The organism is Bradyrhizobium sp. SZCCHNS3052 (assembly GCF_032484495.1).
In the GTDB taxonomy this organism is placed as follows: Bacteria; Pseudomonadota; Alphaproteobacteria; order Rhizobiales; family Xanthobacteraceae; genus Bradyrhizobium.
The window spans coordinates 1,596,490-1,614,162 of record NZ_JAUETB010000001.1 but is presented as its reverse complement, the minus strand read 5'-3'; the positions used below and the strand labels follow the sequence as shown (position 1 = coordinate 1,614,162).

General features: G+C 65.2%; 18 protein-coding genes and 1 pseudogene. 11 read left to right on the top strand and 8 right to left on the bottom strand.

Features of this window, described 5'->3' with window-relative positions:
• Window positions 1-37 precede the first annotated feature (37 nt).
• The 3 genes and pseudogenes from QX073_RS34395 (at window position 38) to gyrA (ending at window position 3,998) form a co-directional block, all read left to right on the top strand.
• Window positions 38-669: pseudogene (locus tag QX073_RS34395) on the top strand (HD domain-containing protein).
• A gap of 14 nt (window positions 670-683) precedes the next feature.
• Window positions 684-1,082, top strand: coding sequence for a DUF2306 domain-containing protein (locus tag QX073_RS07335; protein WP_315827547.1), 399 nt, complete (start codon window positions 684-686; stop codon window positions 1,080-1,082).
• Between the two features lie 171 nt (window positions 1,083-1,253).
• Complete coding sequence (gene gyrA / locus QX073_RS07330) at window positions 1,254-3,998, top strand: DNA gyrase subunit A (RefSeq protein WP_316192966.1); 2,745 nt, start codon at window positions 1,254-1,256, stop codon at window positions 3,996-3,998.
• A 34-nt stretch (window positions 3,999-4,032) separates the two neighbouring features.
• Here gyrA and QX073_RS07325 read toward each other — a convergent pair whose 3' ends face one another.
• On the bottom strand, window positions 4,033-4,290 hold the full coding sequence (locus tag QX073_RS07325; RefSeq protein WP_315827549.1) for a hypothetical protein: 258 nt from the start codon (window positions 4,288-4,290) through the stop codon (window positions 4,033-4,035).
• A 293-nt stretch (window positions 4,291-4,583) separates the two neighbouring features.
• Between QX073_RS07325 and coaD the strand changes: the two genes are divergently transcribed.
• The 4 genes from coaD (at window position 4,584) to queA (ending at window position 7,653) form a co-directional block, all read left to right on the top strand.
• The gene (gene coaD / locus QX073_RS07320) at window positions 4,584-5,078 is read left to right on the top strand and encodes a pantetheine-phosphate adenylyltransferase (RefSeq protein WP_315827550.1); all 495 of its coding nucleotides are present in this window, start codon (window positions 4,584-4,586) and stop codon (window positions 5,076-5,078) included.
• 68 nt (window positions 5,079-5,146) lie between these two features.
• Window positions 5,147-5,710: a peptidylprolyl isomerase gene (locus tag QX073_RS07315; protein WP_315711771.1), complete on the top strand. Its 564-nt coding sequence runs from the start codon at window positions 5,147-5,149 to the stop codon at window positions 5,708-5,710.
• A 294-nt stretch (window positions 5,711-6,004) separates the two neighbouring features.
• The gene (locus tag QX073_RS07310; protein WP_315799860.1) at window positions 6,005-6,469 is read left to right on the top strand and encodes a peptidylprolyl isomerase; all 465 of its coding nucleotides are present in this window, start codon (window positions 6,005-6,007) and stop codon (window positions 6,467-6,469) included.
• Between the two features lie 89 nt (window positions 6,470-6,558).
• Window positions 6,559-7,653 (top strand): tRNA preQ1(34) S-adenosylmethionine ribosyltransferase-isomerase QueA, encoded by a 1,095-nt coding sequence (queA, locus tag QX073_RS07305; protein ID WP_315711775.1) that lies wholly within the window; start codon window positions 6,559-6,561, stop codon window positions 7,651-7,653.
• 39 nt (window positions 7,654-7,692) lie between these two features.
• Here queA and QX073_RS07300 read toward each other — a convergent pair whose 3' ends face one another.
• Window positions 7,693-8,718, bottom strand: coding sequence for an aspartate-semialdehyde dehydrogenase (locus QX073_RS07300; RefSeq protein ID WP_316225516.1), 1,026 nt, complete (start codon window positions 8,716-8,718; stop codon window positions 7,693-7,695).
• Between the two features lie 272 nt (window positions 8,719-8,990).
• Between QX073_RS07300 and tgt the strand changes: the two genes are divergently transcribed.
• Entirely contained in the window at window positions 8,991-10,145 is a 1,155-nt protein-coding gene (tgt, locus tag QX073_RS07295) for a tRNA guanosine(34) transglycosylase Tgt (protein WP_316225515.1), read from the top strand.
• Between the two features lie 183 nt (window positions 10,146-10,328).
• Here tgt and QX073_RS07290 read toward each other — a convergent pair whose 3' ends face one another.
• On the bottom strand, window positions 10,329-10,547 hold the full coding sequence (locus QX073_RS07290; protein ID WP_315751042.1) for a hypothetical protein: 219 nt from the start codon (window positions 10,545-10,547) through the stop codon (window positions 10,329-10,331).
• Window positions 10,548-11,034: 487 nt separating this feature from the next.
• Between QX073_RS07290 and cysK the strand changes: the two genes are divergently transcribed.
• Both cysK and QX073_RS07280 read left to right on the top strand, forming a co-directional pair.
• The gene (gene cysK / locus QX073_RS07285) at window positions 11,035-11,997 is read left to right on the top strand and encodes a cysteine synthase A (RefSeq protein WP_315711783.1); all 963 of its coding nucleotides are present in this window, start codon (window positions 11,035-11,037) and stop codon (window positions 11,995-11,997) included.
• A 2-nt stretch (window positions 11,998-11,999) separates the two neighbouring features.
• Window positions 12,000-12,239, top strand: coding sequence for a BrnA antitoxin family protein (locus QX073_RS07280; protein WP_315711784.1), 240 nt, complete (start codon window positions 12,000-12,002; stop codon window positions 12,237-12,239).
• 75 nt (window positions 12,240-12,314) lie between these two features.
• Here the strand turns inward: QX073_RS07280 and QX073_RS07275 are convergent, their stop codons facing one another.
• Window positions 12,315-13,775 (bottom strand): caspase family protein, encoded by a 1,461-nt coding sequence (locus tag QX073_RS07275; RefSeq protein WP_315711785.1) that lies wholly within the window; start codon window positions 13,773-13,775, stop codon window positions 12,315-12,317.
• A gap of 198 nt (window positions 13,776-13,973) precedes the next feature.
• Window positions 13,974-14,864 (bottom strand): DMT family transporter, encoded by an 891-nt coding sequence (locus QX073_RS07270; protein WP_315711787.1) that lies wholly within the window; start codon window positions 14,862-14,864, stop codon window positions 13,974-13,976.
• Window positions 14,865-15,074: 210 nt separating this feature from the next.
• On the opposite strand from QX073_RS07270, the gene QX073_RS07265 reads away from it, so the two are divergent.
• Entirely contained in the window at window positions 15,075-15,305 is a 231-nt protein-coding gene (locus tag QX073_RS07265) for a hypothetical protein (RefSeq protein ID WP_315711788.1), read from the top strand.
• Between the two features lie 6 nt (window positions 15,306-15,311).
• Here the strand turns inward: QX073_RS07265 and QX073_RS07260 are convergent, their stop codons facing one another.
• The 3 genes from QX073_RS07260 to QX073_RS07250 form a co-directional block, all read right to left on the bottom strand.
• A complete protein-coding gene (locus QX073_RS07260; RefSeq protein ID WP_409977878.1) occupies window positions 15,312-15,779 on the bottom strand; it encodes a hypothetical protein in 468 nt (155 codons plus the stop codon).
• 22 nt (window positions 15,780-15,801) lie between these two features.
• Entirely contained in the window at window positions 15,802-16,152 is a 351-nt protein-coding gene (locus tag QX073_RS07255; RefSeq protein ID WP_315751045.1) for a hypothetical protein, read from the bottom strand.
• A gap of 298 nt (window positions 16,153-16,450) precedes the next feature.
• The gene (locus tag QX073_RS07250) at window positions 16,451-17,044 is read right to left on the bottom strand and encodes a formyltransferase family protein (protein ID WP_315711792.1); all 594 of its coding nucleotides are present in this window, start codon (window positions 17,042-17,044) and stop codon (window positions 16,451-16,453) included.
• Between the last annotated feature and the right edge of the window lie 629 nt (window positions 17,045-17,673).

Below are 17,673 nucleotides of genomic sequence, written 5' to 3'. Positions count from 1 at the left end.
GCCGGGGTGCTGCAAGCGATCGTGCGAGGTTGGTACGATGATGGAGGCTGTGGCAAGGACCCTCGACTTCTATCGGCTCGCCGAGGGCCTGAAGCGCGAGTTGCGCCACAGCTGGCTGTCTGACGGGCGCCGCGAGAGCGTGGCCGAGCATAGCTGGAGCATGTCTCTGCTCGCGTTGCTCGTGCACCGTCATCTCGAAAGACCGGTCGAGATCGATCGCGTGCTGAAGATGATCATCGTCCACGACCTCGTCGAGGCGCTGGTCGGAGACGTCCCCTTCTTCGAGACCGGCAGCCGAAAGGATGCCAAGGTCGCCAAGGAGCGCGAGGCGATCGAAGTCATCCGGTCGCGCTTGCCCGGGGAGGCGGGCAGGAGATATTCGACCTGTTCCATGAATTTGAGGCGAAGCTCACGGCGGAGGCCAAGTTCGCCGCGGCGCTCGATCACCTCGAGGTTCAGATGCAGCACAACCTTGCCGATCTTGGGACCTGGGAGCCCGTCGAGTACAATCTCGTCTACACCAAGATGGACGCGGTATGCGCCCATGACGCTATGCTCGTCGAACTGTGCGGGCTGGTGAAAGGCCAAGCCGAAGCCAAGATGCGTGCTGGCAGCGTGGATGTCGACGCAATCAAGGAACGTCTGCACGAGCTGCGGGCTGCGATCTAGCTCTGGGGGCTGCCATGAGCTTCGCGCCGCTGCTCGACGCCGAGCCCGCCGTCCAGCTGCACGCCGTCGCCGCGATGACGGCGTTCGCGCTCGGGCTCGTTCAGTTCGCCGCCCCGAAGGGGACCGTGCCGCATCGAACGGTCGGCTGGATCTGGGTCGCGCTCATGGTTGCCGTTGCAGCCAGTTCGTTCTGGATTCACACCATCCGGTTGGTCGGTCCATGGAGCCCGATCCACCTGCTGTCGATCTACACGCTGGCCGTGCTGCCGCTGGCGGTGTGGGCTGCGCACCGGCACCGGGTGGCGGCCCATCGCCGGGCCATGATCATGCTGTTTTCCGGCGCCCTGGTGATCGCCGGACTGTTCACGCTGCTGCCGGGACGCATCATGCACAAGGTCGTCTTCGGGCCGTAGCCGAAGACGGTTCCCGGAGCCTGCCATGGGCGGCCGCGGCAACCGGTTAAGTGACTGGAAAGGCGAGCAGAAAAAGCGCTCTTCGGATCGCCTTGGGGGTGGCCTGCGGCACGCTCCTGCGCTATATGATTCTAAGCGATTTTCGCGTGTCAAAACCGACCGGTATCCCCTTTGTCCGATAAAGAAGATGAGAAGCCCGGCGAGCCGGGCGGACCTTCCGACATTCGTCCCGTCTCCATCCTCGATGAGATGAAGCGCTCCTACCTCGATTACGCGATGAGCGTGATCGTGTCGCGAGCGCTGCCCGATGCGCGCGACGGCCTGAAGCCGGTGCATCGGCGCATCCTCTATTCGATGTACGAGCAGGGGCACACGCCCGACAAGAAATACGTCAAGTCCGCGCGCGTGGTCGGTGACGTCATCGGTAAATACCATCCGCATGGCGACCAGTCGATCTACGACGCCATGGTGCGCATGGCGCAGGACTTCTCGATGCGCGTGCCGCTGATCGACGGCCAGGGCAATTTCGGCTCCGTCGACGGCGATCCGCCGGCCGCCTACCGATACACCGAAGCGAAGCTCGCGAAGTCGGCGATCCCGCTGCTCGACGACATCGACAAGGATACCGTCGACTTCCAGCCGAACTACGACAATTCGGACAAGGAACCGTCGGTTCTTCCGGCCAAATATCCGAATCTGCTGGTCAATGGCGCCGGCGGCATCGCGGTCGGCATGGCCACCAACATCCCGCCGCACAATCTCGGCGAGGTGATCGATGCCTGCATCGCGCTGATCGACAATCCCACGCTCACGATCGACGAACTCATCAACATCATTCCGGGCCCGGATTTCCCGACCGGGGGCATCATTCTTGGACGCGCCGGCGTCCGCTCGGCCTATCATCTGGGCCGCGGCTCGATCATGATGCGCGGCAAGGTGACGATCGACACGATCCGCAAGGATCGCGAGGCGATCATCATCTCCGAGATTCCCTACCAGGTGAACAAGGCCACGATGGTCGAGCGCATCGCCGAATTGGTGCGCGAGAAGAAGGTCGAAGGCGTTGCCGACCTGCGCGACGAGAGCGATCGCGACGGCTACCGGGTCGTCGTCGAGCTGAAGCGCGACGCCGTGCCGGACGTCGTGCTCAACCAGCTCTACAAGTTCACGCCGCTGCAGACGAGCTTCGCCGCCAACATGCTGGCGCTCGACGGCGGCCGCCCGCAGACGATGACGTTGAAGGACCTGCTGACGATCTTCGTCGCGTTCCGCGAGCGTGTCGTCACGCGCAGGACGAAGTTCCTGCTCAACAAGGCGCGCGACCGCGCCCACATCCTGGTCGGTCTCGCCGTGGCCGTGGCCAATATCGACGAGGTCATCCGGGTCATCAGGACCTCGCCCGATCCTGCGTCCGCGCGCGAGGCGTTGATGTCGCGCGACTGGCCGGCGCGCGACGTCGAGGCCATCATCACGCTGATCGACGATCCGCGTCATCGCCTCGCCGAGGACGGCACCATCCGGCTGTCGTTCGAGCAGGCCAAGGCGATTCTCGACCTGCGTCTGCAGCGCCTGACCGCGCTCGGCCGTGAAGAGATTTCCGATGAGCTCGACAAGCTCAAGGTCGAGATCAACGACTATCTCGACATCCTGCGCTCGCGGGCGCGAGTGCAGGGGATCATCAAGGACGAGCTCGCCGCGATCAAGGCGGAGTTCGGCACGCCGCGCCGCACCGTGATTGCCGAGCAGGAAGGCGAGGTCGAGGACGAGGACCTGATCCAGCGCGAGGACATGGTCGTGACCGTGTCGCATGCCGGCTACACCAAGCGCGTGCCGCTGTCGGCCTATCGGGCGCAGCGCCGCGGCGGCAAGGGCCGCTCGGGCATGCAGACCCGCGAGGAGGATTTCGTCAGCCGGCTGTTCGTGGCCTCCACGCACACGCCGGTGCTGTTCTTCTCGTCGCGCGGCCAGGTCTACAAGGAGAAGGTCTGGCGGCTGCCGATCGCGGCGCCCAACGGGCGCGGCAAGGCGCTGATCAACATCCTGCCGCTGGAGCAGGGCGAGCGCATCACCACGATCATGCCGCTGCCGGAGGATGAATCCTCGTGGGCCAATCTCGACGTGATGTTCGCCACCACCGGCGGCAACGTCCGCCGCAACAAGCTGTCGGATTTCGTCGACGTGCGCCGCTCCGGCATCATCGCGATGAAGCTCGACGAGGGCGAGGAGATCGTCAACGTGCAGATCTGCACCGAGCGTGACGACGTGCTGCTCACGGCGTCGGGCGGGCAGTGCATCCGATTCCCCGTCACCGACGTGCGCGTCTTCACCGGGCGGACCTCGATGGGCGTGCGCGGCATCGCGCTCGCCGGCGGCGACAAGGTGATTTCGCTGTCGATCCTGCGCCATGTCGAAACGACCTCGGACGAGCGTACCGCGTACTTGAAGATGCGCCGGGCGATGTCGGGCGATGCTGCCACCGAGGAGCCGGTCGAGACCGAGGGCGAGGAGGCGGCCGCTGGCGCGATCCAGCTGTCGCAGGAACGCTATGTCGAGATGTCGGCGCAGGAGCAGGTGGTGCTGACCGTCTCGGTCAACGGCTACGGCAAGCGCACCTCGTCCTACGAGTACCGCACCACCGGCCGCGGCGGCAAAGGCATCGTCGCGATGTCCGTCAACAACCGCAACGGCAAGCTCGTCGCCTCATTCCCGGTCGAGGATGGCGATCAGATCATGCTGGTGACGGACAAGGGGCAGTTGATCCGTTGCCCCGTCGACGGCATCCGCATCGCGGGACGCTCGACCCAGGGCGTCATCGTGTTCGACACCGCCGATGATGAGCATGTCGTGTCGGTGGAGCATATCGGCGAGGAGGCCGAGAACGGCAACGGGGCCAGCGAGCAGGCAAATGGCGAGTGAAGGCGCGACCGACGAATAGTGAGCAGCTATTCGCTTACTCCGTCCGCTCGACGGAGACCATCCTGGCCTCGCGGACCGTTCCTCTGGTTCCGGCGCTGCGCAGGCAGCCCGCTTCGAAGTTCGGCCAGGCCTGCTGTGAGCAGTCGCGGCCGATCGGTCGAATGTCCAGGCGGTCCGCCTTGGCGAGCGGACGCGGCACGCTGGCTTCGACCTGAGGAGCGAAGCCGGGCAGGAGGGTGATGCCGGCAGCCACCAAGCCGGCCGCTGCGACTGCAGATAGCGCTTTGATCATGACGGTCCCCTGTCTGGGCCGTTCGGCCCGTTGTTCGTTAAGGATTTGATAATCAGTTCGGGTTTCGAGACGTCTTCGCGGAACGGGCGAATTGGTTTCGTCTCGGCGCGAGCGTGTTTCGTGTCCCGAGTTCCGATGAAACAATCGCGGTAGCCGACCACAGTTCCGGCTCCCCGGTGTCGCAACCCATTTCATTGCGGTGCGGCCTCTCGGCCGCTCTTTGCCCATCACAGCCACGCCAGCGGGCCTGACGGCGGCTTGCCGGCCTGTTCCGGGCGGTATAGGACGGGCGCATGCAACGCATTGCGCTCTATCCGGGCTCGTTCGATCCCGTCACCAACGGCCATCTCGATGTGGTCCGGCAGGCCGTTCATCTCTGCGATCGCCTGATCGTCGCGGTCGGCGTGCATCACGGCAAGAAGCCGCTGTTCTCGACCGAGGAGCGGCTGGCGATGGCGCACGAGATCTTCGGTCCCGTCGCAGCCGCGGCGGGCTGCGGCTTCGAGGCTTCGACCTACGACAATCTGACCGTCACCGCCGCGCAAAAGGCCGGTGCGATCATGATGATCCGGGGCCTGCGCGACGGTACCGATTTCGACTACGAGATGCAGTTGGCCGGCATGAACCAGACCATGGCACCGCAGGTCCAGACGGTGTTCGTTCCAGCCTCGGTGGGTGTCCGTCCGATCGCGGCCACGCTGGTTCGCCAGATCGCCGCCATGGGCGGCGAGATCTCGCATTTCGTGCCTCCGTCGGTGGCCGAAAGTCTCAAGGCCAAGTTCAAGTGATCCTTCGGGCACCGGCCGCTTCCGGCGGTGCCTTCCTCTCCTCATCGTCTCATGTCATCGGAGTTGCCATGATCCGCGCTCTCGCCTTCGTCTTTGCTCTCGTGTTCGCATTGCCGGCGCTGGCCCAGTCGCTGCCTGCCGGCCTCGACAAGCAGAATGCCCTGGTCATCGACACCACCAAGGGCCGCATCATCATCAAGCTGCGCACCGATCTGGCGCCACAGCATGCCGAGCGACTGAAGACGCTGGCGCGCGAGGGCTTCTACAACAACGTGCCGTTCCACCGCGTCATGGACGGCTTCATGGCGCAGACCGGCGACGGCCAGAACTTCAATGGCACCGGCGGCTCGAAGTACCCGAACCTGAAGCAGGAGTTTTCGAGCACGCCGTTCAAGCGCGGCACCGTCGGCATGGCGCGTCGGGGCGATAGCGTCGATTCTGCCAACTCGCAGTTCTTCATCTGCTTCGGCGATGCGTCCTTCCTCAACGGCCAATACACCGTGATCGGCGAGGTCGTGCAGGGCATGGACGTCGTCGACAAGCTCAAGAAGGCGCCTCCGGGCTCGTCGGGCGGTGCCGTCACCGATCCGGACAAGATGGTGAAGGTTCAGGTCGCCTCGGACATCAAGTAGGCAGGCAGAGCGGGGGCATGCCCGGGTCTCGCGCCCGGGTTCCCCCGAGCCTTAAGGAACCTTTTGCCACGTCGCGGAGGCATGCCGATTCTGCCGCCCCGTCACATCGACAGGGCCGGTGGCTTCAGCTTTAAGCGCATTGGGTCTATTCTGGGCCAGCATCGCGGGCCTCGTCGTGCTCGGATTGCCGTCAGGAGGGGTGACGGCCGCACATGGGAAGGCGCCGCGACATTTCAGACCCAGGATTTGCTTTGTCCTGACCCCCGTCAATTCTACAAAAACCGAGAGACCAGAATGGCTGTGACCGAAAATACCTTGATCCTCGAGACCACTCAGGGCCCCGTCACGATCGAGATGCGTCCCGATCTCGCGCCCGGCCATGTCGCGCGCATCAAGGAGCTCGTCCGCGAGGGCTTCTACGACGGCATCGTCTTCCACCGCGTCATCGACGGCTTCATGGCGCAGACCGGCTGCCCGCAGGGCACTGGCACCGGCGGCTCCGGCAAGAAGCTGAAGGCCGAGTTCAACGCCGAGCCGCATGTTCGTGGCACCGCCTCGATGGCGCGTGCGGCCAATCCTGATTCTGGCGACAGCCAGTTCTTCATCTGCTTCGACGACGCCCGCTTCCTGGACAAGCAGTACACGGTCTGGGGCAAGGTCACCGAGGGCATGGAGAACGTCGACAAGATCAAGCGCGGCGAGCCGGTGCAGAACCCGGACAAGATCGTGAAGGCCTACATGGCCGCCGACGCGGCTTAGTATCGCGGCAAAGGCCGCAATACGCGAGTAGGGAGTAGCGAATAGCGAGTCGTCTATTCGCCATTCCCTATTCGCTACTCGCTCTGATCATGCGCACCGACCTGTTCGATTTCCATCTTCCCCCCGAAAACATCGCGCTCCGCCCGGCGAGCCCGCGCGAGTCCGCGCGCATGCTGGTGGTGCAGGGCGACGGTGTCCTGCGCGACCGCACGGTCGCCGACCTGCCGGACTGGCTGGAGCCCGGTGATCAGCTCGTCGTCAACGACACCAAGGTGATCGCGGCGCAGCTGTCCGGTCGGCGCATCAGCCGCGAGACCGAGGCGAAGATCGAGGCGACCCTGATCAAGCGCCTCGACGGCTCGCGCTGGCAGGCGCTGGTGCGGCCCGCCAAGAAGCTCGCGCCAGGCGATACGATCCGGTTCGGCAACGAGGGCAAGGTCTGCCTGCTCGGCCATCTCGACGCCACCGTCGAGGCCAAGGGCGAGGAGGGCGAGCTGACGCTGTCCTTTGTGTTCCATGGGCCCGCGCTCGACCAAGCGATCGCCGATCTCGGCCGGCCGCCGCTGCCGCCCTACATCGCCGGCAAGCGGCCCGCAGACGAGCAGGACGCGACAGATTATCAGACCATGTTCGCGGCCAAAGAGGGCGCGGTGGCTGCGCCGACGGCTGGGCTGCATTTCACGCCGACGCTTGAGCAGCGGCTGCGAGAGCGTGGCGTCGGGCTGCAGCGTGTCACCCTGCATGTCGGCGCCGGCACGTTCCTGCCCGTGAAGGTCGATGACACCGAAGGCCACCGCATGCATGCGGAGTGGGGCAGTCTCACGCCGGACACGGCGGCCGCATTGAACGAGGCGCGCGCCAAGGGCGGCCGCATCGTCGCGGTCGGCACGACGTCGCTGCGGCTCGTGGAGAGCGCGGCGCAGCCCGACGGCACGATCGCGCCGTTCGAGGCGGAGACGTCGATCTTCATCACGCCCGGCTATCGCTTCCGCGCGGTCGATATCCTGATGACCAACTTCCATCTGCCACGCTCGACGCTGTTCATGCTGGTCTCAGCCTTCGCCGGCTTGGAGACGATGCACGCGGCCTATGCGCATGCGATCCGCAGCGGCTATCGCTTCTATTCGTATGGCGATGCGTGCCTGTTGTTTCGTCAGCCAGACGAGCGCATCGTCGAGCCGTAGGGTGGGCAAAAGGCCCACCCTGCAAGTTCGCCCTGAGAGCTACGCCATCGCCCGCTCGGGCAGGAGCTCGGCGATCTGTACCGCATTGAGCGCAGCGCCCTTGAGCAACTGATCGGCGGCAACGAACATCGCGATCGAGTGGCCTGACGGATCGGACAGATCCTTGCGGATGCGGCCGACCAGCACGTCGTCCTGGCCGGAGGCGTCGACGGGCATCGGGAAGTAGTTCTTGGCGCGGTCGTCGACCACGCGCACGCCGGGCGCGGTCGCCAGGATGCGGCGGACGTCGTCCTCCGAGATCGGCTTCTTGCATTCGAAGGTGATGGATTCACAATGGGCGCGCAGCACCGGCACGCGGACGCAGGTGACGCCGATGGCGATGCCTTCGTCCTCAAAGATCTTGCGGGTCTCGTTGATGACCTTGGTTTCCTCGTCGTTGTAGCCGGTCTCGGGATCGATGGCGGTGTTGTGGCTGAACAGGTTGAAGGCGAACGGATGCGGCATCACCTTGGGCGCATAGACCTGGCCGTTGAGGCTCGCGCGGGTCGACTGCATCAGCTCGTCCATCGCCGCCGCACCGGCGCCGCTGGCGGCCTGATAGGTCGAGATGATCACGCGCTTGATGCGATTCTTCTGATGGATCGGCCACAGCGGCACCAGCGCCGTGATGGCCGCGCAGTTTGGATTGGCGATGATGCCCTTGTGGTCGCGGATTCGGCGGGCGTTGATCTCCGGGATCACCAGCGGCACGTTCGGATCCATGCGGAAGGCCGAGGAATTGTCGACCACGACGGCGCCAGAGCGCACGGCGATGGGCGCGAACTTCTTGGAAATGCCGCCGCCGGCCGAGAACAGCGCGATGTCGACGCCCTCGAAGGAGCGTTCGGTCAGCTCCTCGATCACGATGGTCTGGCCGCGGAAGGTCAGGGTCTGGCCGGCCGAGCGGGCGCTCGCCAGCGCCTTGAGCTGGCCGACACGGACGTTGCGGCGGTCCAGGGTGGCGATGAATTCGGCGCCGACGGCGCCGGTCACGCCGACGATGGCAATGGTGGGATCGTGGGACACGTCTCAAGTCTCCGGTTGAAATTCGGGCAATAAAAAAGCCCCGGACCTTCATCAGGCGGGGCTTCGGTTCGAAGATGGTCGCAATCGAGTTCGACTACGCGCGCACGCCTCCCGAGGCCCTCGTGGGCTTGGTGGTTTTCGTCGTGCGTTTGGTCGAGATCGACATGGCGCGGGACCATAGGGGCGGTCGGAACCGCCGTCAACGGCCGAAATGGACGAAAACGGCGCCATCGCGGTTGAATCGGGGGCCATCCTGACGCAATAAGCCGGCCATGAGCTCCTCGGCCGCCGACCTTCCCAACCATTTCGAACTGCTCGGCAATGACGGCGCGGCCCGCACCGGCCGGCTGACGACGCCGCATGGCGTGGTCCGCACCCCGGCCTTCATGCCGGTCGGCACCGCCGGCGCCATGAAGGGCATCCACTGGCGCGACGTCCGCGAGGCCGGCGCCGACATCGTGCTCGGCAACACCTATCACCTGATGCTGCGGCCCACGGCGGAGCGCATCGCCGCGCTCGGCGGCCTGCAGCGCTTCACCGGCTGGGGCGGGCCGATGCTGACCGATTCCGGCGGCTTCCAGGTGATGTCGCTGTCGGGTTTACGCAAGGTGACCGAGCAGGCGGTGACGTTCCGCTCGCACATCGACGGGGCGAAAATCGAGCTGTCACCGGAGCGCGCCATCGAGGTGCAGCGCCTGCTCAACTCCGACATCGCGATGCAGCTCGACGAATGCGTGCGGCTGCCGGCCGAGCGCGACGATATCGAGCGCGCGATGCGGCTGTCGCTGCGCTGGGCCGAACGCTGCCGCCGCGCGTTCGAGAGTGCGCCGGCAGGCTACATGCTGTTCGGCATCGTGCAGGGCGGCGATGTGCCCGCACTGCGCGTCGCCAGCGCGCAGGCGCTGGTCGACATCGGCTTCCACGGCTATGCGATCGGCGGCCTGGCCGTCGGCGAGCCGCAGGCGGTCATGCTCGAGATGATCGAGGCGACCGCGCCGGTGCTGCCGGCCGACCGTCCGCGCTACCTGATGGGCGTCGGCACGCCTGACGATCTCCTGGAGTCGGTCCGGCGCGGCATCGACATGTTCGACTGCGTGCTGCCGACCCGCAACGGCCGCCACGGCGTCGCCTACACACGCTTCGGGCCGGTGAACCTGCGCAATGCGCGTCATGCCGATGATGACAGGCCGCTGGATGAGGAGAGCCCGTGGCCGGCGGCGCGCAGCTATGCCCGCGCCTATCTGCATCATCTGATCAAGGCCGGCGAGGCGCTCGGCGCCACGCTGCTGTCGGAAATCAACATTGCCTACTTCCAGCAATTGATGGCCGGGATGCGCGCGGCGATCGCACAAGGGCGCTTCACGGAATTCTACGAGCGCACCAAGGCCGATTGGGCGCGCGGCGACATCGCCCCGCGCGCCGGCTGACGGCCGCTTCAGGTGAAGGCCGCCAGCTCGTTGTGAGCCCGGCCCTATGCGCCGGCCCTCTTGAAATTGTGCTGATCATGCATTGCCGACCTGCCCGACGGTCGCGTTATCCTCAGCGACGGAACGGCCGCGACATCACGTCGCGGAACTCTCTCGCCCTGGCGCCGTTCAGTTGCAGACCGTTCAGTTGCACACGAAGCGGCTTTTCACGGAGTGCTTGGTGACGAAGCCATAGCCGCAGGTGTCGCAGGTCCAGAGATAGCTGATCGCATTGTCAGCCAAATATGCCGACGCCTCCGCGGCAATCATGGAGTCGGAGCAGACCGGGCATGTCGGCAGATCGCAGCCGCGAGGATTCGGGCGTGCGGTTGCGGTCGACACGAGATCAGCGAGTGCTGACATATTGACCTCCTGGACGATCTCTTTGTTGGCGATCTCTGCTTGAACGACGTCAATTTCGAAAAGGGTCGATTTCGAACGAGTCGCGTTCGAACGGGTCTATTCCGACGAGTCCAACTTTCGCGGATATCAAGTCCGTCACACAAAGAGTTTGTTTGGGTGGTCTGTTCTTATGTCTATTCTACAACGGTGCTGTCGTTTGGCACGAACGCCCCGATTGTATCACTCCGAAGATGACATCTTGCTGATGTCCGCCCGGGTTGCAGTCGACCTGCACCGTGAATCTTCGTCCGGCTGAAATCAAGCATACACCGAGTTTATTGACCTTGTCGCAACACAAATGCGTTGGTTTTTCGCAATTTAGCCACGACTTGTTGTGCGCCGCGATCGTCCTAAGATCGCGCAAACGTGCTTGCGCAGCGCAACAGGCTCGCTGAAGATGGTCGGAAGCGTTGTCGACGTCGCGCGGGGCGCGCAGAGGAGTGATTTCATGGAGTCGTCAGCACAGCGTCCCGGACGCGGGCGCGTATTTGATTCAATTGTCGACGCGTTCGGCAATACGCCGATTGTGCGGTTGCGAAAGCTGCCGGAGCAACATGGCGTCAAGGCGACCATCCTCGCCAAGCTGGAATACTTCAATCCCGCCGCGAGCGTGAAGGATCGGATCGGCGTCGGCATGATCCTGGCGATGGAGCAGGCCGGCGTGATCAAGCCCGACACCGTGCTGATCGAGCCGACCTCGGGCAATACCGGCATCGCGCTGGCCTTCGTTGCTGCGGCGCGCGGCTACAAGCTGAAGCTGGTGATGCCGGAGTCGATGTCGGTGGAGCGGCGCAAGATGCTCGCGTTCCTCGGCGCTGAGATCGTGCTGACGCCGGCGTCGCAGGGCATGAAAGGCGCCATCGCCACCGCCGAGGAGCTGTTGCGGACGACGCCGAACTCGGTGATGCCGCAGCAGTTCAAGAACCTCGCAAACCCGGACATCCATCGCCGCACCACCGCCGAGGAGATCTGGAACGACACGGCGGGCAATATCGACGTGTTCGTCGCCGGCGTCGGTACCGGCGGCACCATCACCGGCGTGGGCCAGGTGCTGAAGGCGCGCAAGCCCGGCCTCAAGGTCGTCGCGGTCGAGCCGGAGGAGAGCCCGGTGCTGTCGGGCGGCCAGCACTCGCCGCACAAGATCCAGGGCATCGGCGCCGGCTTCGTGCCCGACATTCTCGACCGGTCCGTGATCGACGAGATCGTCAAGATCAACAGCACCACCGCCATCGAGACCTCGCGCGCGCTGGCCCGCAACGAGGGCATTCCCGGCGGTATCTCCTCGGGTGCGGCGATTGCGGCCGCGATCGAGATCGGCAAGCGACCGGAAAGCGCGGGCAAGACGATCCTGGCGATCGTGCCCTCGTTCTCCGAACGTTATCTGTCCACCGCACTGTTCGAGGGGATCTGACCATGGCCGACCAGCCGCGGCGGCCCCGCACGCTCGCTGACGCCCGTACCGAGGCCGAGGCCGCGTTCAAGAAGGTGACCACCAAGCCGGTGGAGGCGCCGCCGAAGAAGGCGGCGGTTCCTGGCGTGCGCGAGCAGGTGACGTTGCGGATCGACCAGGACGTTCTCGAGCACTTTCAGTCCGAAGGGCCGGGCTGGCAGGACCGCATCAATGCGGCGCTGCGCAAGGCGGCAGGGCTCTGAGGGCCGGCTGCATTCTAACGAACAAGCCCGGAGCTCGTGCTCCGGGCTTTTTTTACGCGGGAAAGACGAAGACGTTTACCGGCGCAGCGCGCTGCCGAGCACACCGCCCATCATGCCACCGATGAAGGCGGCGCCGGCGGCGTTGCCCGCGTTGTCCTGCGGCGGCGGATTGCGATAGACCGGCGCACCCTGCGGCGGCGGGCCGCCGGCCGCGACGTTGCCCGCCGGCTTGGCGCGGCGCGGCCTGGCCTCATCGCCGACTGCGGCGGTCGCCGGCGCCGGCTGCGGCTCTGCCAGCAGCGCCTTGTGCTGCAGCTTGGTCAGGAATCCGGTCGACGGATAGCCTCGGGCCGCCTGCCAGCGCTTCATGACGCCGCGGGTCTGGTCGTCGAACACGCCCGTCATCTTGGTGTCGAAGCCAAGACCGGTCAGCCGCCGCTGCACGTCGCGGCGCTTGGTCTTGTCGAGGCCGATCTGATCCTCGCTGACCTGAGTGCCTTCCTCGGTGTAGGTGGCGGGATCGACGCCCTTGGCGACGTTGCGGGTGGCGGTGTTGATGGCCCCGCTCTCGATCGCGGCGATGCGCGCCATCGCCAGCGACTTGAACTGCCCGTTCGGGTAGGTCGAGAGATAGGCGTTGAGCTCTTCCGGCTTGTTGGAGTCCTTCACCGAGCGCCAGAATTCGAGCTCGGCTTCGCCTGCGGTCACGGTGGCCGTCGCGACGGCCGGCGTCGTGCCGGCCGTGGCGGCCGTTGCAGCGGGGGCAGCCGCCGGGTTGAGGTAGACCGCGCCGATCAGGTTGGTATGCCCCCAGGGCAATTGGCCCTTGCTGGTCTCCTCATTGACCTGGGCGCGCACGGCGGTCATGGCCTGCTGAATCTCGACGCCGGGCTGGGCGATGTGCGAGATCAGCGCGCGGGTGAACGGGCTGTTGGCGCCGGCCTCGCCGTCGAGGGCGGTCTGGCCCGGGCCGGTGGCGAACGCGATCAGCGTGCCCTCGCCGGACTTCATCTCGGCCAGACCGGTCTGCACCGACACGCTGCGGGTTGGCGAGTTCGACTTGATCTTGGCGGCGAACGGATTGTCGCGGCAGGCATCGAGGAAGACCAGCTTGACCTTGGCGTCCCCCATCGTCTGGTCGAGCGTCACGTCGATATTGATGGCTGAGCCCAGCTTGACGTCCATTTCCGACTTCAGGTCGGCGTCGACCGGCAGCAGGTAGTTGGTGCCCGCAATGGCGATGCCGTGCCCGGCGTAATAGAACACCGCGATGTCGGCGCCCTGCGCCTTGCGACCGAAATCGAGCAGCTTCTCGGTCATCTTGTCGCGCGTGAGATTGGTGCCCTCGACGACGTCGAAGCCGACGTTGCGCAGGGTGGCCGCCATGGCCTTTGCGTCGACCGGCGGGTTCGGCAGTTGAGCCACGCTCTTATAGGCGCCGTTTCCGACGACGAAGGCGACGCGGCGGTCGGCTTTGGCGGCTTCAGCGGTCAGCACCATGCAGAGCAGGGACAGGGCGACGGTGAGATAGCGCATCAGGAGATCCCCCAACGATCAAGCGAAGCGTTCACTGCAGCATTTGTCGCGGATCGGCGCGAAAAGTCTTGTTCCCAGGCAAAAAATCACGCTTCCGCCACAAACCAGTTCGCGGGTGTTGCGCCCGATCCACGACGATCGCGTGTGGCGCGCCGGTTCCGTGATCCGGATCACGCCGTTTGAGGGGCCCCCGGCGCCTCAGGTCCCTGCCGAACTGCCCATCGGCACGGCCCGAGGCTGCGGCGGACGCAGGTTCAGCAGGTTTCCGGCGAGAATCAACGCAGCGCCAACCACGGTCAATCCGTCGAGACGCTCCGCATAGACCAGCCAGCCGACGGTGGCGGTCAGCGGAACGCGGAGAAAATCCATGGGCACCACGATGGTGGCGTCGGCGTAGAGCAGCGCCCGCGTCATGCAGAAATGCGAGAAGGTCCCACAGAAGGCGACGAGGAGGATCCAGCCCCAGGTCGCGGCCGAGGGCGGCGTCCAGAATACGAGCGAAGGGATGAGGCCGGCGATGGACTGCACCACCAGCATCCAGAAGATGATTGACACGGTGGGCTCGGTGCGCGTCAGCAGCTTGACCAGCGCGATCGAGATACCGAAGCCGACTGCGGCGGCCAGCGCGATGAGCTGTCCCGGATTGATCGCCCCGGTATCCGGGCGGACGATCACGACGACGCCGACGAGGCCGAGCCCGATCGCCGCCAGCTTGAACAGGGTGATGCGCTCGCCGAGGAAGGCCGCCGCCAGCAGCGCCGTCCAGATCGGCATCGTGAACTCGATCGCCACCACCTGGCCGATCGGGATCAAGGTGAGCGCGAAGAACCAGCCGAGCTGCGCGCCGTAATGGACGAGGTTGCGCGCCGCGTGCTGTTTGAGGCGCGAGGTGCGCAGCCTGGCAAAGCCGCCGCTCAATGCGATGACCGGCGACAGCATCACCAGGCCGATCAGGCAGCGCAGCTCCATCAGCTCGAACACGTTGAGCTCGCGCATGGCTTCGCGTCCGGCCACCGCCATCACCAGCATCAGGCCGAGCCAGCCCGTCATCCACAGTGCGGCGATCAGTTTCGAAGCGGGACGATTCATGAGGTGGCGGGGAGAGGGAGGAGGGCGGCGAAGGCGGGCTGTATCACCTCGCGTGCAGAGCAATGCAAATGAAATCAACGGTGCAGTGCACCAACGCCGCGCCAGGTTCGCTCGCGACGGACGCGTGTCATCGAGAAAAACGTGGAGTGTGGCTGTGTTTCGTCCTAAAGCGACCGCCGCGATACAGCCCAAGGCAGCCAGAGACACGACATGACCGAACGCGCCGCTTCAGCCGACTTCGTGACCGCCTTTGCCACCGGCTGGCCGGAGCGGGAGCCTCATCTCATGGTGCTGTCGCTGACCACCCATAAAGGTGTGCAGGACTTCGCCATGACGCGGGAGCAGGCGCTGCTGGTCGCCAAGACCATCAAGCGCACCGCCGCGCAGCTTGCTCCGGCGCCCTCCGCAGGTGCAATCCCCGGCGCCAAGCGTGGCGGTTGATCGAGATCACCGCGACAGTGAAATGTTGGCTGCGCGGAACTGGCTGTCGGCCCGGATCGACACGGACTGCCTCTTGCCGCGGGTGGCGAGCGCGATGTTGGCGTTGAAGCCGGCGGTGGTCGCGAGCAGCTGGAAGTTGCCGCCGCCGCCACGGCCCTGCAGCACGCCATTGATGCCGCGGCTGGTCTCACTCCAGGTCCCCGAGATGGCCGAGCCCTCGGCGATCACCTCGGCCTGCAGCCCGAACTTGTAGGCATCGCTTGCGCAGGTCAGGACGAGCGTCATCCGCGGTCCCGAGACGCCGTAATTGGCCCGGCACCGGATACGCTCGGTTGAGCCGTCCTCAAGGGCAACCGTGCCGCTGCCGCCCCACGTTCCGGCCATGCCGGTGAAGGGGCCCGGATCGGCGTGTCCCGGCGAGGCGGTCATACCCGCTGTCAAAACGACGGCGGCGGCCGCGGCCCGCCGCACCATCTTCAGGAGCGTGTGCGCGCCGTTACAGGCGCGAAGCCTGCCAGCGGCCGCTACAGGGGATGCCGGCCGAGGCGCCGTTCCACTTGCCCGAGCCAGAATTGCCGTTGAGCTGCCCATTCGCATATGCGCCATTGATGGAGACCTTGACGAGGCCTTCGCGTCCAATCGAACCCGACACATTGGCGCCAGCCGCAGAAATCTTACCGTCTGCGACGATCAAGGTCGAGCTGGCCGTTGGCTCGCAGCTGCCACTGTTGGTGACGATCGTCACCTGCCACTGACCGTCATAGGGCGACTGGGCGAATGCGGGGGCGGCCGAGCTACCCACCAGGATCGACGCGGCGAAAGCCATTCCAATGCGGTCGAGACGCATGAATCGTTGTCCCTCAATGTCGTTTGATTGGTACCTTATTTGGAGGAATTGTGACGAAAATTTGCCGCAGCGCCGCAACGAATTTTTATCGAGCAATTTCAGTCCATTAACGATTAATGCGGAACCCGGCTTTGAGCCATTCGGGCGGCATTGTGCGCAAACTGCGCCTTCGCCCACCACATGAGCGGACGACCGCCCACATCCTTCCGCTGACCGCCCATGCTGCCGTTCGCAGGGCACCGCGAAGGCGCCAGCGGGGAGGATGTCCACAACTTATCGGGGCGATGCGATCAGATGTTCAGTGCGGGGTGAGGCTGGGCGCGTTGGTCGCGAACTGCTCGTCCTGCGGCTTGGCCGGAATCGTGCCGGTCGCCTTGGCCGATTCGACGACATCGCCGAGCAACTTGAGCCCGAGCGGTGCGAGAGCGCGCTCCCACAGCTCGCGCGCGGTCTCGCCCTTCTTGACGAAGCACCATTCCTGGGCGGCGATGGCGCCGGCATCCATGCGGTCGGCGAGGTGGTAGATGGTGCCGCCCGCGATCGGATCGCCCTCCTTGATGGTCCACTCCACTGCGGCGATGCCCCGGTGGCGCGGCAGCAGCGAGGGATGGTAGCCGATGCCGCCGAGCCGGGCGGCTGCGACGGCCTCGTGGGTGACGCGGGCGTGGCTATGTGCCGTGACGATCAGGTCCGTGTCGGGGGCGATCTCACCGGCGGGCACGACCTTCGGATTGGCCTGGACCACGACCTCGATCCCGGCTGCTCGCGCCGCGGCTGCGAGCCGGTCCTCGCCATCATGAACGACGACCCGCGCGATCTCGATTCCTCTCTCGCGCAGCATGTTCAGTGTGGCGACACCGAAATGGCGGGAGCCGACGAGAGTGATGCGCATGGTCAGGGATCTTCCACGGTTGGGGGCTGGATCCGGTCGGGCTCTGACCGGATGAAACGGGTCAAACCAAGCCTTGGCCTCCAGGTCAAGCGCCTGCTGGGCCGTCGTCACAGTCTGGCTTCGTCCGGCCGGTGGAGGCGCCGGGGGATTCAAACGGGAAAGGAGAAAGCTGCTGCGAGCCAGAGTTGGGCGGGCGCTTCAACCTCGCCGAATGCCGTGGGGGCCATCAAGGTGCAGGCCGAGATGACCGTGGCGGATGACACACCCTCGTTGGGACCGGCGTCAGCATCAGATGGACCGCGAGGCAGGACCGATACCCGAAACTCGCCGAAAGGTTGTGTCCGGACCGGTGCCGCATCGCGGCATGCCCGTCGACAGGCCTCAAACCCCATAGGAGCGAACTATCAATTGAACTGATAAGGACGACCGAAGGTGCTATCCTGGTGGCTCATGGGTTCGATCTGACCGGTCTGCGAACGCAATTCGCCTCAGCCAATGGCTGAGTGGATAGATAAACCTTTGATTGTGTAATTAGTTGTCGGTCTGCGTATTAAAACTGACGCTTCTGCATATGACGAAGATAATTTCTTAAAGGCCACGGAGCACAATGCTCCGGCCGCTCCGCCGCG

Excerpts from the sequence above, each read along its gene's own strand:
- QX073_RS07335 (WP_315827547.1), top strand. The coding sequence starts at position 684 with ATGAGCTTCGCGCCGCTGCTCGACGCCGAGCCCGCCGTCCAGCTGCAC.
- QX073_RS07325 (WP_315827549.1), bottom strand. The coding sequence starts at position 4,290 with ATGATCAAAGCGCTATCTGCAGTCGCAGCGGCCGGCTTGGTGGCTGCC.
- coaD (WP_315827550.1), top strand. The coding sequence starts at position 4,584 with ATGCAACGCATTGCGCTCTATCCGGGCTCGTTCGATCCCGTCACCAAC.
- QX073_RS07315 (WP_315711771.1), top strand. The coding sequence starts at position 5,147 with ATGATCCGCGCTCTCGCCTTCGTCTTTGCTCTCGTGTTCGCATTGCCG.
- QX073_RS07310 (WP_315799860.1), top strand. The coding sequence starts at position 6,005 with ATGGCTGTGACCGAAAATACCTTGATCCTCGAGACCACTCAGGGCCCC.
- queA (WP_315711775.1), top strand. The coding sequence starts at position 6,559 with ATGCGCACCGACCTGTTCGATTTCCATCTTCCCCCCGAAAACATCGCG.
- tgt (WP_316225515.1), top strand. The coding sequence starts at position 8,991 with ATGAGCTCCTCGGCCGCCGACCTTCCCAACCATTTCGAACTGCTCGGC.
- QX073_RS07290 (WP_315751042.1), bottom strand. The coding sequence starts at position 10,547 with ATGTCAGCACTCGCTGATCTCGTGTCGACCGCAACCGCACGCCCGAAT.
- cysK (WP_315711783.1), top strand. The coding sequence starts at position 11,035 with ATGGAGTCGTCAGCACAGCGTCCCGGACGCGGGCGCGTATTTGATTCA.
- QX073_RS07280 (WP_315711784.1), top strand. The coding sequence starts at position 12,000 with ATGGCCGACCAGCCGCGGCGGCCCCGCACGCTCGCTGACGCCCGTACC.
- QX073_RS07275 (WP_315711785.1), bottom strand. The coding sequence starts at position 13,775 with ATGCGCTATCTCACCGTCGCCCTGTCCCTGCTCTGCATGGTGCTGACC.
- QX073_RS07270 (WP_315711787.1), bottom strand. The coding sequence starts at position 14,864 with ATGAATCGTCCCGCTTCGAAACTGATCGCCGCACTGTGGATGACGGGC.
- QX073_RS07265 (WP_315711788.1), top strand. The coding sequence starts at position 15,075 with ATGACCGAACGCGCCGCTTCAGCCGACTTCGTGACCGCCTTTGCCACC.
- QX073_RS07260 (WP_409977878.1), bottom strand. The coding sequence starts at position 15,779 with ATGGTGCGGCGGGCCGCGGCCGCCGCCGTCGTTTTGACAGCGGGTATG.
- QX073_RS07255 (WP_315751045.1), bottom strand. The coding sequence starts at position 16,152 with ATGCGTCTCGACCGCATTGGAATGGCTTTCGCCGCGTCGATCCTGGTG.
- QX073_RS07250 (WP_315711792.1), bottom strand. The coding sequence starts at position 17,044 with ATGCGCATCACTCTCGTCGGCTCCCGCCATTTCGGTGTCGCCACACTG.